9 protein-coding genes are annotated in these 12,828 nt (G+C 66.0%); 1 reads left to right on the top strand and 8 read right to left on the bottom strand.

The window, feature by feature from the left end; translation table 11 throughout:
• Positions 1-218 precede the first annotated feature (218 nt).
• A complete protein-coding gene (locus AC1DRP_RS01510; RefSeq protein WP_441490719.1) occupies positions 219-1,970 on the top strand; it encodes a metallophosphoesterase family protein in 1,752 nt (583 codons plus the stop codon).
• Here AC1DRP_RS01510 and AC1DRP_RS01505 read toward each other — a convergent pair.
• The 8 genes from AC1DRP_RS01505 to AC1DRP_RS01470 form a co-directional block, all read right to left on the bottom strand.
• Positions 1,960-3,027, bottom strand: a complete 1,068-nt coding sequence (locus AC1DRP_RS01505; protein ID WP_441490720.1) for an AI-2E family transporter — start codon at positions 3,025-3,027, stop codon at positions 1,960-1,962. The genes AC1DRP_RS01510 and AC1DRP_RS01505 overlap by 11 nt on opposite strands.
• 63 nt (positions 3,028-3,090) lie before the next feature.
• Positions 3,091-4,161 (bottom strand): patatin-like phospholipase family protein, encoded by a 1,071-nt coding sequence (locus AC1DRP_RS01500; protein WP_476767620.1) that lies wholly within the window; start codon positions 4,159-4,161, stop codon positions 3,091-3,093.
• Positions 4,162-4,198: 37 nt separating this feature from the next.
• A complete protein-coding gene (locus AC1DRP_RS01495; protein ID WP_476767619.1) occupies positions 4,199-5,935 on the bottom strand; it encodes a hypothetical protein in 1,737 nt (578 codons plus the stop codon).
• Positions 5,932-6,456 carry a DUF1269 domain-containing protein gene (locus tag AC1DRP_RS01490; RefSeq protein WP_441490722.1) on the bottom strand — a complete coding sequence of 175 codons (525 nt, stop codon included), beginning with the start codon at positions 6,454-6,456 and terminating at the stop codon, positions 5,932-5,934. Before AC1DRP_RS01490 ends, AC1DRP_RS01495 begins: the two co-directional genes overlap by 4 nt.
• Positions 6,453-8,006, bottom strand: a complete 1,554-nt coding sequence (locus tag AC1DRP_RS01485; RefSeq protein WP_476767618.1) for a leucyl aminopeptidase — start codon at positions 8,004-8,006, stop codon at positions 6,453-6,455. Before AC1DRP_RS01485 ends, AC1DRP_RS01490 begins: the two co-directional genes overlap by 4 nt.
• Before the next feature lie 113 nt (positions 8,007-8,119).
• The gene (locus AC1DRP_RS01480; RefSeq protein WP_441506408.1) at positions 8,120-9,292 is read right to left on the bottom strand and encodes an efflux RND transporter periplasmic adaptor subunit; all 1,173 of its coding nucleotides are present in this window, start codon (positions 9,290-9,292) and stop codon (positions 8,120-8,122) included.
• Positions 9,289-12,378, bottom strand: a complete 3,090-nt coding sequence (locus AC1DRP_RS01475) for an efflux RND transporter permease subunit (RefSeq protein ID WP_476767641.1) — start codon at positions 12,376-12,378, stop codon at positions 9,289-9,291. The genes AC1DRP_RS01480 and AC1DRP_RS01475 overlap by 4 nt, the downstream gene beginning before the upstream one ends.
• Positions 12,375-12,788, bottom strand: coding sequence for an efflux RND transporter periplasmic adaptor subunit (locus AC1DRP_RS01470; protein WP_476767640.1), 414 nt, complete (start codon positions 12,786-12,788; stop codon positions 12,375-12,377). Before AC1DRP_RS01470 ends, AC1DRP_RS01475 begins: the two co-directional genes overlap by 4 nt.
• Positions 12,789-12,828 lie beyond the last annotated feature (40 nt).

Genomic DNA, 12,828 nt, shown 5'->3' with positions numbered 1-12,828 from the left:
GCCGGTCATCAGCCCCGTGTCTCACTTCTGTGCTCGGCGTCCCATTCTCGGTTTGGGTATGAAAGATTGGCCGTGAAAGCGTGCATGACTCTGGCATCAAGGCTATGTCCTTCGAGGCAACTGAGCTGTGTGCATCCTGATTTTGCTGCGGGGCAAGGCATGACCATTCGACGCCGATCTGTCCTGGCGAGCGCAGTTTTCCTGGATCGTGACTGACCATGCCGATGATCATCGAACCGCGGGCTGGAGACGCAGAGGACGACGCCAGCAGCACCAAGAAGCGCTCCCTGATTGCCATCGCCGGAAGCATGCTGGGGGAAATCAACCTGCCCAAGCTTGCGCTGGCCTGGATCATCCTCGCTCTCTTGCCGGGCGTCCTGCTCGGACTTGCCCCGCTTGTCGCCACGGCCTGGTTCACCTCGATGTCGGGCCGGATCTACGCGCTGGCAGGAATCGGGCCGCTCATTCTCCTGGCGCTGATCGCGGCCCTCGGCTGGTTCGGTTTCAGGCCGCTGTTCCGTGCCGCCGAACGCAGCTTCTGGTCGTTGAATTCGCTCGCCGTCCAACCGGGCTACGCCCTGTGCCGCGAGGGTCTGCGGCATCTGGCCGAGCGCTTTCTCACGACCGAGGCCAGCGAGGACAAGCGCGCGGGCCTGCGGGCCGCGACGGCCATTGGCGCCGGCCTTGCTGCCTTCCTCATGGCCGCGGGCATTGCCGCGCTTGCCTGGCCCGCGACACGCTGGTCGGGCGAGATCGCTGACCTTGCCAATCCCTTGCGACTGGTCGTTCCCGCGCTTGCCAATACGGTGACCGTCATGAGCGGATATCTCGCCGTTGCTTCGCTCGCCTGGGGCCTTGCCGATGGGTTGATGGATCAGCCGCGCGATCTTGGGTCCTATGACGAGGCGCCGCCGTCAGCCCGCAAATGGCGGGTCGTGCATCTCTCCGACATCCATGTCGTCGGGGAGCGCTATGGTTTTCGGATCGAAAGCGGGCGCGCCGGCCCGCGTGGCAACGAGCGGCTTGCCCAGGTTCTCGAGAGACTGGACGAGATCCATGCCCAGGAACCGCTCGACTTCGTTCTGATCACCGGTGACATGACGGATGCGGGCAGGTCGGCGGAATGGGCGGAATTCCTGGACGCGATGGCGCGGCATCCCGCGCTGGCCGAAAGGAGCTTCATCCTTCCCGGCAACCACGACGTGAACATCGTGGATCGCGCGAATCCGGCGCGGCTGGAATTGCCGACGAGTCCCGGGAAGCGCCTGAGACAGATGCGGACGCTGTCGGCCATGGCCGCCATCCAGGGCGACCGGGTCCGGGTCGTCGACCAGGACCGGACGGGACTGGGCAGCACCTTGTCGGCGGCGCTGGAGCCCCATCGAAAGACGATCGCCGCCTTCGCCGATGCGGGCTCGCTGCGCCTGTCGGCGGGGTTGGCCAATATCTGGGACGATATCTTCCCGATGCTACTGCCGCCGGCGGAAGCGGACGGGTTAGGGCTCGTGCTGCTGAACTCGAACGCCGAAACTCATTTCTCCTTCACCAATGCGCTGGGCCTCGTTTCGGAAGAGGACATGCGGGCGATGCTCGCGATCCTGCGCCAATACCCGAAGGCGCGCTGGGTCATCGCGCTGCATCACCATCCCGTGGAATATCCGAAGCCAGCCAAGGCCTTCTCGGAGCGCATCGGCACGGCGTTGATCAATGGCAGCCGGTTCGTGCGCCAGCTCAAGCCGATGTCGCACCGGCTCGTCGCGATGCACGGCCACCGCCATGTCGACTGGATCGGGCGCTGCGGTCCGCTGAAGATCGTCTCGGCGCCGTCTCCCGTGATGGAGGCGACCGATGACGAGGCAACCGGCTTCTATATTCACACGCTCGCAGCCGCCACGGATGGCGGGCTTGCCCTGCTCGCGCCGCAGCGGATCGAGGTCGCGCCCAGGCCGGACGCCGGCCTCAGCTCTTGACGGCTGCGTCGATCGGGATCGCAGGCGCATCCTTCTCCGGCGAGCCGAAGAGCTCCGCGAGCCATAGGCTCGAGGGATGCTGGGCGCAGAAGGTCAGGAATGCGATCGTGATCGGGACGCCGATGAAGGCGCCGAAGACGCCCCAGAGATAGCTCCAGAAGAACACGGAGAACAGTACGGTCGCCGGAGAGATCGAGAGCGCGCTGCCGGCGACGCGTGGTTCGATATAGCTGCCGACGATGAACTGGATCAGGTTGAGGCAGGCGAAGACCGCGATCACCGCCTGCCAGGACCCGAACTGCGTCATCGCAAACAGGGTCGGGAAAACCGTGGCGACGAGCGGACCCAGGAAGGGAATGTAATTCAAGGAAAAGGCGATGAAGCCCCATTCCTCCGCAAGCTGAAGGCCCACAGCCTTGGCGAAGCCCCAGACGAGCAGGCCGGTGATGAGGCTCATCAGGGTCCTGACCACCATGTAGCGGCGGATCTTGCTGGCGGTGGCCGTGCTGCCCTGCAGCAGAACCTGGCCGGTCTCGCGGTTGCGCATGGTGCGCACCTTGCGCCCGAAATCGTCGACTTCCAGCAGGCCGAGGATGACGTAGACGAGGACGACGAGCCAGAAGCTCATCGTGCTGTTGAGGCGGCCGGTGATGGTCTGGGCGGTGCGCAGCATCCAGCTGACATTGAAGTTCTCCGACCAGACGCCGGCCACGGCCACGCCATGCCCTTCCAGCCAGACCGTGATCTGGTCGTAGAAGGATTGGAAGCGCGCAGCGTCGCTGACGATCCAGCGGCCGACACGGCCGAAAGCCCAGACGATCAGCGACCCGAAGGCGAAGAAGGCGACGACCATGACCACGACACTGATCGCGAGCGCGAGCAGGCGGGGCAGGAAGGCCTGCAGGCTCTTCTGAAGCGGCCAGACGAGCGCGATGATGAAGAGCGCGAAGGCGACCGGCGCGAAGACCGAGCTGGCGATCGACAACGCGGCGACCGCCATGATCGTCGCAATCAGAATCAGGGCGCCTTGATAGATCTTGCCGGAGGTCATCTTCATTCCTGGTCAGGCCTGGTGTCGGGAGGTCGGTGCTGAAGCGCGCGGCAGATCCGCTCGCTATCCTCAGATGCCCTCGGTCAATTCGTCGAGATCGAGCGTCGAGGTCTTGCCGATGTCGTCCCGATGCTCCCGATAGAAGGACTCTGCCGAGCGCCTTCCCTCGTTGTGGAGCATGGTCAGGAACTCCCATTCGGCATTGAGTTTGGAGGAGTAGCCGAGCTCGGTCATGGCGTCGCTGGTGATGCGATGGAGGCGCATGCGGGCCCAGCGCGCGCCCTCGCCGCTCTCGGGATTGGCCTTCTGCCGCAGTAGGGCCATCATCCGCAGTTCCTTCAGCAGAACCGCGTTGAACGACACCTCGTTCAGTCGGTTCAGGATGTCGCGCGCAGTAAGCGGTGTCTCGGGTCGCTCGACCGGGTTGATCTGAACCAGGATGGTGTCGAGCGCATCGCTGTGCTTGATCAGCGGCGTCATCGTCGGATTGCCGGAATAGCCGCCGTCCCAGTAGCTCTCGCCATCGATCTCGACCGCCTGGAACAGGGTCGGCAGGCAGGCAGAGGCCAGCAGCACGTCGGGCGTGATCTCGGCGTTGCGGAACACCCGCCCCCGGCCTGTGCGCACATTTGTGGCGGTGATGAAGAGCTTGATCGGGCTTGTCGCCAGGCTACCGAAATCGATCACCTCGGCGAGGATATCGGCCAGCGGGTTCGAGCCGGTGGGATTCAGGCTGTAGGGCGAGACCACCCTCGACATCATGTCCATGGCGACGAAGAGCGGCGAGTTGTCGAGCGTCCAGCGCCCGAGCAGAATGTCCAGCGGGCTGCGTTGGAACGGGCTGAAGCGCGCCGCTTCCGAGACTTTTCGCCAGAAGAGCTCGAGTGCCTCGCGTGCGCCAGCACGGCCGCCCTTGGCATAGCCGGAGGCCAGCACGGCCGCATTCATCGCGCCGGCCGAGGTTCCCGAAATCGCCTCGATCTCGAGCCAGTCCTCCTCGAGGATCCGGCACAGCACGCCCCAGGTGAAGGCGCCATGAGCGCCGCCACCCTGAAGCGCCAGGTCGATTGAGAGGGGCTCGCGCTTGGCGTTGTCATCGCCGCTGCGGGGGGCGCGCGCAGATGTCGGGGCTTTGCTCACGTCGTTCCCATCCTGAATGCGAGGCGGGTCGGCCGGGTTAGGGCGACTTCACCAATCCCGAAAAACCGGCAACTGCCAGCAGGCTCAAAGCCCAGCCGACGATCGACTGGAAGTAGAAATAGTTGATGGCGATGCGACCGCCAGGCTTGGACGGATTGGGCCGCCAGAAGGTTCTTTGCCCCATGTCGAGCACTGGCAGCAGCGTATCGAGCGAGTACATCCAGGGGCTGAAGGCCGGGTAGCTCGAGGCCTCCCAGCGCTGGCGGAAGCAGGCGAGCTGGGTCTGGCCGGGCTCGGCCAGGCCGCTCGTCTGCTGGGTGGCGATCAGGGAGCGCTGCTCGGACCGTTCGATGCCGCACAAGGTCCATTCGGGCGAACGCAGGACCACGGCGCTATTGGGCATCACGGCTCCCCGATGCTCGGCATAACCGAAGATGGCAACGCCCAGAAACCAGAAGAACAGGAGCCAGACGAAGGCCAGAAGTGGCTGACGACCATAGGCAAGGGTGATTCCAAGCACACCGTCGGCGGCTGTCAGAAGCCCGCGAAGCACGGGATTGGCCGCCCGCTTGCGCCGGGCCTGGCGTTGCAGTCGTTCCTTGACGACAAGCACGGCGCGAGAATCCTCGCCATGTCCCATCTCGCGGAAGACGGAGGCCAGTTGCTCATAGGGCTGGGGCCAGAAATCCTCGCCCCAGCGCTCGGGCGCCTGCCGCCCCAACCAGTCGAGCCGGCTCTCGGCATCGACTGGCCCGTCGATGAAGGCGCCATAGCGGCAGCGATTCAGGAGAAGATCACCTTGCTTGGGCCAGCAGGCCGCCTCGTCATGGATGGTCCCGATCGAAGCGCCGGTCAGCACCAGCGCACCGTTCACCTGGGCATCCCGGCGCAGGAAGAACGCGCCCTTGATCGCACTGCGGCTCATGTCCAGCGCAGTCTGGCCGGGGGTGCCGAGAACGGCGCCTGAGCAGTCGATGTCGCCGCCGATCTGCGAGGCGATCAGCCGGATCTCGCCTTCGATGCGCGCGCTGCGCAGCACGACGCTGCCGCGGTTCTCGATTTCGTTGGCATCGATTGCAATGCCGTCAGTGCGGGTGACGGTGGCGCCGGCACAGTCGAGATCTGCGGCAAGCACTGCACCGGACAGGTTGATGCCGCCCCGTAGTGTCGCCCCCCGCAGCAGGACGTTGCGTGCCTCCAGGCTCGGGGCGAGCAGCGCGTAGCCGCTTGGTGCGCGAATGGTGGCGCCATCGCATTCAAGATTGCCGCCCAGACGCGACTGAACGAGATCAACCTCGCCAGTGACCTCCGCGCCGCGCAGATAAACGCCGCCGCGTGCCTCGAGCCGCTCAGCCTGGAGCCCGGGAAGCGAGGAGCCGTCCAGGAACAGGCGGTTGATGATCGCGGCCCTGAAGATCGGCGCGGCCTCGAAATGGCAATCGTTCAGGCCGATGTCGCGAAAGACGCGACAGGCTTCGAGATCGAGAACATCCGTGATCCAGGCGCCGCTGATCCTGACGCCCTTTTCGTGGGGCCGACAGCCTTCCTCGCCTCCGAGCATGAGAAAGCGCAGGAAGGATGCGCGAATGACCCGCGCCGGKCCAGGTTTCTCCGGGCGCGAGCCATCTCCCAGGCGGTCGAAAGTCCCGCTGAGAAGCTTGGCGACGACCTCCTCCTCTGCTGGCAGCAGGGGGCGGAAATCGTCGAGGCGCGCCGTCGCGATGGCCCATTGGGCCTGTTCTGCTCCCGCTCCGGCGCCCCAGTCCAGCGTCATGTGGCGGCCGGAGGAGCCGCTTCGGCACTGGCGCTGGCGCTGGCTGCCAGCGCCTCACGCAGCGCAGCCTCCTTGGTCTCGTCGAAGGAGGTGCTCATCAGCGTGCCGCCGACGCCCTTCAGGTCGGCAAGGACCTTGTCGGTGGTCATCTTGCGGATCAGCAGGAAGAGCCCGGCGGTGTTGGGCTGCAAGGCGCTGGCCGCGTCCTTCATGAACTGGTCGTTGATGCCGACATCGCTGAGCTTTCCGCCCAACGCGCCTGAGGCCGCACCGAGAGCCGTGCCCAGCAGCGGGGCGAGGAAGATGAAGCCGATCAAGGTGCCCCAGAGGGCGCCCGACGCTGCGCCTGCCGCCGTCAGGTTCATCATCTGGTTGAGTTTGACCTGTCCCTTCTCGTCCTTGACGACGACAACGGCGTCGCCGAGCTCGATCAGATATTCGCGCTGGAGGGAAAGGACCTTCTGACGGACCTCTTCGGCCTTTTGTTCGGTCGGGAAGCCGATGAAAACCAGATCGCTCATGAGTGCAGCTCCATTGCTGAGGGGGAGGGGAGGGAAAGGCCATTCGGCGACGCTGCTTCCGCGGCGCGGCCGATGAGGAATTCGGCGAGCAGTGGTACCGGCCGGCCGGTCGAGGCCTTGGTGGCGCCGGAGATCGACGCGGTGCCGGCAATATCCAGATGGGCCCAGGGATAGGCCCTGGCGAAGCGGGCGAGAAAGCAGGCGGCGGTGATCGCGCCGGCCGCAGGCCCCCCGAGATTGCTGGTATCGGCAAAGCTGCTGCCGAGCTGGCCGAAATAGTCGTCCCAGATCGGGAGCTGCCAGACACGATCGCCCGACACGCCCCCGCATCTCAGGAGTTCCGCAGCGAGCGCATCGTCATTGGCGAAGAGGCCGCTCGCATGCGAACCCAGCGCCACGACGCAAGCCTCGGTCAAGGTCGCGACATCGATGACGCAGGCCGGCGAGAAGCGCTCGGCATAGGTCAGGACATCGCACAGCAGCAGCCGCCCCTCGGCCTCGTGGGTCCGGATCTCGATGGTCTGGCCCGACATCGAGGTGACGATGTCGCCGGGGCGGCTGGCGCTGCCGCCCGGCATGTTCTCGGCCGCGGCGATCAGTCCAACGACATTGATCGGCAGCTCCAGTCGGGCGACCGTACGCATCACCCCCAGAACGCAGCCGGCACCGCTCATGTTGAACTTCATTTCGTCGGGGTCGCCTCCCGGGGTCAGCGGCGTGCCTCCGATATCGAAGGTGATGCCCTTCCCGACGAGGACGATCGGCCGGCTCCGGCTCTTGCGTCCATTGGACTGCATCACGACGAGCTTGCAGGGATTGGCGGAGCCCCTGCCGACGACCAAAAAGGCGCCCATGCCGAGCGCTTCGAGATCCTCGCGCTCCAGGACTTCGACATTGAAGCCGAACTCCCTCCCCATCTCCTTCGCGGTGCTGGCGAGATAGGCGGGGGTGCAGATATTGCCCGGCAGATTGCCAAGATCCTTCGCCAAGGCGACGCCTTCGGCGACCGCGATGCCCTGCCGCAGCGCGCCGAGGAGTTCCGAGGTGAGGGTCTGCGGAACGAGCAGCATGATGCTGCGCACTGGGCGGGGCCGCGCGATCTGGCGGCGAGGATGGGTTCCGGGCAGGACGAAGACGTATCCGCCATCGGCCAGAATTTGCGCAGCCTGTTGAACCTGCCAGTTCAAGCTGCGCTTGGGGACCTCGTGTTCGGCCAGGGCGATGACGGCTTCGGCGACGACGCTCTCCGCGATGATCTTCGCCGTTGCCGAAAGAGCCCGCAGATAGGCGCGGTCGGAGAAGGCTTCGGGCTTGCCGAGGCTGACGAGCAGGATGCGGGTCGCGACGGAGCCCGGCAAATGATGGAGCAGCAAGGTTGCGCCGGCGGCCTCGCCAAGTTCGCCGCGCCCGACAATCGCGGACAGCTTGCCGGCTGCCCGTTCGTCGAGACGCCGCGCCGACCCGACCAATGCGCCGCCGCTGAATACGCCGACGACGAGGAGTTCGGTTCTGAGTCTTTCAGCCTCGCCGACCGCGGGGATGATCTCCATAGAATGTCTCCGAGAGGACATCATGGCATCGCTTGACTGGTGAATGGTGTGATCCTGCCAGGATACCCTCTGGTTGCAGGGGTCCGCCCGCGGCGGAGAAGGGGCCTCATGCGTCACGAAGGCGGGAGCGCCGGGCTTCCCGGCGGCCGGGCCGCCGCCGCAGTGCGGCCGGCCTCGCGCGCGGCGGGAAGCGGCTGCACGCGTTGGCCTGGGTGCAACGCCTGAATACCTCCGGAGACGATGACGTCGCCGGGCTCGAGCCCCTGCGAGACGATGACGAGGCCGGGGTCGAAGCGCAGGACGTCGACATTGCGCAGCGAGACCGTCGACTTCACGGGGTCGACGATCCAGACTGCCGGCGACAGGTCCTGCTGGGTCAGGGCGCTGGCCGGAACGGAGACGATGGAGGCCGAGGTGAGCTCCATGGTCCCGACCACGGTCGATCCCAGCCGCATCTCCTCCGGCGGATCGATCAGGCCGATCCTGACCGCAAAGGTCCGGGTCACGGGGTCGGCTTGCGGGGCCACCTCTCGGACACGGCCAAATGCGCGCACTGTCGGAGCCTCGGCGAGAGCGACCCGGATCGGAGTGTCGCCTTCCAGCGTTTCCAGCAGCGTGGCGGGCACGTTGAAGACGGCGTCACGGCCGTCTTCGCGCGCCAGTTGAAGCACGACTTGCCCAGCCTGCACGACTTCGCCGGGCTCGATGCTGCGCGCGGTTACGACGCCCGAGACGCCTGCGCGCAATTCGGTGAAGCCAAGCCGGTCCTGTGCCAGCTCGACTTGCGCTTCGGCGTCCTCGAGCTGGGCCTGCGCGGCCTCTTGCGCCTTGAGCGACTGATCGAAACGAGGCCGGGTGGTGAAGCCCTGCGCCATCAGCCGTTCCTGACGCTCGAACGTGTTTCGCGTCGTGTTCACCTCGCCGCGGGCCGCTTCGAGCGTTGCCTTGGCGGCCGTCAGAGCGTTGCGTTCGAGCGAGGGGTCAAGGCGGGCAACGATCTGTCCGGCTGCGACGCGATCTCCGACATTGACCGGCCGCTCGGCGACACGGCCGCCGATGCGGAAGCCGAGTCCGACATTCTTCTCGGCCTGGATCTCGCCGCTCAGCTTGATGTCGTTGGCGAGTTTGCCGGCCTCGACCTTGACCACGCGGACCGGGCGGCCCTCCGAAGGGGCGGCCTCCTGGTTCTGGCAGGCAGCGAGCGCCAGGACGAACATCGAGGCGGCAGCGGCGCGGAGAATGCGCGTGGCCGAGGGCTGGAACCGGATGGCTGAGATCGGTCTCATCGCGAAGAAACTCCCGCAGCGGCCGTCGCCCGGGCTTTCGTCTTGCTCGGTGTGGGCGAGCCTGCGCCGAAGACGGCGACATAAAGCACGGGCAGCAGGATGAGAGTGAGGACGGTCGCGACCAGGAGGCCGCCCATGATGGCGAAGGCCATCGGGCCCCAGAACACCGTTGGGGCGATCGGGATCATGCCGAGCACCGTCGAGACCGCCGTCAGCATGATAGGCCGGAAGCGCGTGCTGCTGGCGTCGAGCGCCGCCTCGACGACACTCTTGCCGCTGGCCCGCTCGGCCTCGATCTGGCCGACCAGGATCACCGCGTTCTTGGTGATGATGCCGATCAGCGCCAGGATGCCGAGCAGGGCGACGAAACCCAGTGGCTTGCCCGACACGAGCAGTGCGCTGACCACGCCGATGAGGCCGAGAGGCGCGATGCTGAGCACGATAGCGAACAGTCTGAAGCTCCGCAGCTGGGCCATCAGCACGGTGAACATGATCAGCAGCATGACCGGCACGACAGCAATGACCGAGGATTGCGACTTGGCGCTTTCCTCGACGGTTCCTCCGACGGCGATGCTGTAGGCGGGCGACAACGTCTTCCGCAGCGCGTCGATCGAGGGCTGCAAGGCGGAGACGACGGTCTCCGGCAGCGTTCCGGGCTTGACGTCCGCGGCGACTGTCAGGTTCGGAACCCGGTCGCGCCGCCAGATCAGCGGCGCGTCCAGCCCGTAGCTGAACGTCACGAACTGCGACACCGGCACGGAGCGTCCACCGGGCAACGCGACCTGCATGGTCCGCAGCGTATCCAGCGAGACGCGGTCGGCGTCCTGGGCCCGCACGACGACATCGACGAGATAGATATCGTCGCGCACCTGGGTCACGACTGTGCCGGAAACGACGGTGTTCAGGATCGCCGCAAGCGCTTGCGAACTCAGGCCGAGGCGGCGTGCCTCATCCTGATCGACGCGCAGGCGCAGCTCGCGCGCAGGCTCGATCCAATCGAAATTGATCTGCTCGGTCTTGGGGCTCGTCGCGACGACCTGAGCCAGCTTCATCGCGATCGAGCGCACCTCGGCGATGTCGGGCCCGCTGACGCGGTACTGCACGGGCCAGCCGACCGGCGGCCCGAGTTCGAGCGGATAGACGCGCGCGACGACATTCGGAAACTCCTTGGCCAGGAGCTCTTCCAGCTTGGCCTGCAGGCGGTCGCGAGCCGGCACGTCCTTGGCGACGATGACGGCCTGGCTGAAGAAGTCGTTGGGCAATTGCGCATTGAGCGGCAGATAGAAGCGGATTGCGCCGCGCCCGACATAGGTGCTCCAGCGATCGACATCCGGGTTGCCCTTGAGTGCCGCGTCGAACCGGGTCGCGAGCTGCTCGCTCGCATAGATCGAGGCGTTCTGCGGCAGTGTCAGGTCGACCAGAAGCTCGGGCCGGTCGGAGGCGGGGAAGAACTGGCGGGGCACCAGCGGCAGGGCGAGGACGGAGGCGACGAACAATGCGAGCGTCACCGCGATGGTCGCCCAGCGCAGCCTGATGGCCCCGGACAGGAGCTGCCGGAAGGTTCGTTCGACCCTGCCGGGGCCGGCATTGCTCGATGCCGGATCCGGCGCCTTCAGCATCGCGACGCCAAGCACCGGTGCAAAGATCACCGCCACGAACCAGGACACCACCAGGGCGATGCTGACCACRGCAAAGAGGGTGAATGTGTATTCGCCGGCCGAACTTGCTGCAAAACCGATCGGCACGAAGCCGGCGATCGTCACCAGGGTTCCGGCAAGCATCGCCATCGCATATTTCTTGAAGGCGTAGGTCGCAGCCTTTGCCTTCTCCTCGCCGGCGGCGAGACGCGTCACCATCGCGTCGGTCGTCGTCATGGCGTCGTCGACGAGCAGGGCGAGCGCGATGATCAGCGCACCGAGCGAGATCCGCTGCATGTCGATGCCGGCAACGAGCATCACGGCGAAGACCACCGCGAGCGTCAGCGGAATGGACAGCGCAACGACCAGGCCGGGGCGCACGCCAAGGCTGATGAAGCTCACCGCCATGATGATCGCGATCGACTGCCAGAGCGAGGTCATGAAATCGTCGATCGCGTGATCGACCGTCACGGCCTGATCGGCGACCAGGCGCGGCTCGATGCCGAGCGGCAGATTGGCGGTGATGGTCGCCATTGCACGCTGGATATTCTTGCCAAGCGCCAGGATATCGCCGCCATCGCGCATCGCGATGCCCAGTCCGATCGCTTCCCGTCCGTTGACGCGGAACATCGGCTGAGGCGGATCGGCATGACCGCGGCGCACGGTGGCGATGTCCGCGAGGCGAACCATGCGATCGCCGACGGGGAAATTGACGTTCAGCAGATCGGCTTCCGACTGGAAGGCGCCCGAGACGCGCAGCGAGACCTTCTCGTCCTCAGTCTGGATGATGCCGGCGGGGCGCACGACGTTCTGGCTCTGCAGGGCGCCGAGCAGGGCCGAGCGATCGATGCCGAGATTGGCGAGTTCCCTGACGGAGAATTCGACGAAGATGCGCTCGTCCTGGGCGCCGATGATCTCGATCTTCGAGACGTCTGGCACGAGGAGCAGGCGCGAACGGGCTGCTTCGACATGGTCGCGCAGCTCACGGCTGGTGAAGCCATCTGCGGTGAAGCCGTAGATGATGCCGAAAGTGTCGCCGAAGCGATCGTTGAAGAACGGCCCGACCGCACCCTGGGGCAGGGTATGGCGGATGTCCCCGACGAGATTGCGGACCCGGTACCAGGTGTCCTGCACGTGGCGCGCCGGGACCGACTGCTTCAGGTTGACGAAGATCGTCGTCACGCCGGGCGTAGTGAAGCTGCGGACGAAATCGAGGCCGGGCGTTTCCTCGAGCTGGCGCTCGAGCCGCTCGGTGATCTGCGTCAGCGTGTCCTCCATGGTCGCGCCCGGCCAGGCCGCCGAGACGACCATCGACTTGATGACGAAGGAGGGGTCTTCATTGCGGCCAAGCCGCACGAAGGCGAGCACGCCGGCCGCGACGGCGACGATCATGAGATAGATCACGACCGAGCGGTTCTTGAGGGCCCATTCCGAGAGGTTGAAGCTCATCGTGTTTCCGTCCCGGTCAGCCGCACATGCTGGCCTTCCTGCAAAAGGCTCGCGCCGGCCGTGACAATAACATCGCCAAGTGCCAGGCCCTTGCCGATCAGGGCCGTCGCGGGGTCGGCGCTGAGGACGTCGAGCTTGCGCAGCGACACGGTGAGCGTCTTGGGATCGACGACCCAGGCTCCGGTATCCTGCTCGCGGCGCACCAGCGCCGTCGACGGTATGGTAATGGCCGAGGCTTCGCTGCCGCGGATCGTGCCGAGGACCGCGGTCCCGAGCCGGTAGGACTGCGGAGGCTCTGAGAGGCCGACCCTGACTCGGAAGGTCCGCGTCACCGGGTCGGCCTGGGGCGAGACCTCGCGTACCCGGCCCCTGACGGTGGTGCCGGGATCGCCGGTGAGCGCGACATACACGCGCGCATCGGCCGGCAGCGACGACCTCGCCCGGCTCTGC

The organism is Allobosea sp. 01N443 (assembly GCF_056399325.1).
This window is presented reverse-complemented; position numbering and strand designations above follow the sequence as displayed.

What these genes read in the sequence shown, in the direction of transcription:
- AC1DRP_RS01510 (WP_441490719.1), top strand. Translation starts at nt 219, where the DNA reads ATGCCGATGATCATCGAACCGCGGGCTGGAGACGCAGAGGACGACGCC.
- AC1DRP_RS01505 (WP_441490720.1), bottom strand. Translation starts at nt 3,027, where the DNA reads ATGAAGATGACCTCCGGCAAGATCTATCAAGGCGCCCTGATTCTGATT.
- AC1DRP_RS01490 (WP_441490722.1), bottom strand. Translation starts at nt 6,456, where the DNA reads ATGAGCGATCTGGTTTTCATCGGCTTCCCGACCGAACAAAAGGCCGAA.
- AC1DRP_RS01485 (WP_476767618.1), bottom strand. Translation starts at nt 8,006, where the DNA reads ATGGAGATCATCCCCGCGGTCGGCGAGGCTGAAAGACTCAGAACCGAA.
- AC1DRP_RS01480 (WP_441506408.1), bottom strand. Translation starts at nt 9,292, where the DNA reads ATGAGACCGATCTCAGCCATCCGGTTCCAGCCCTCGGCCACGCGCATT.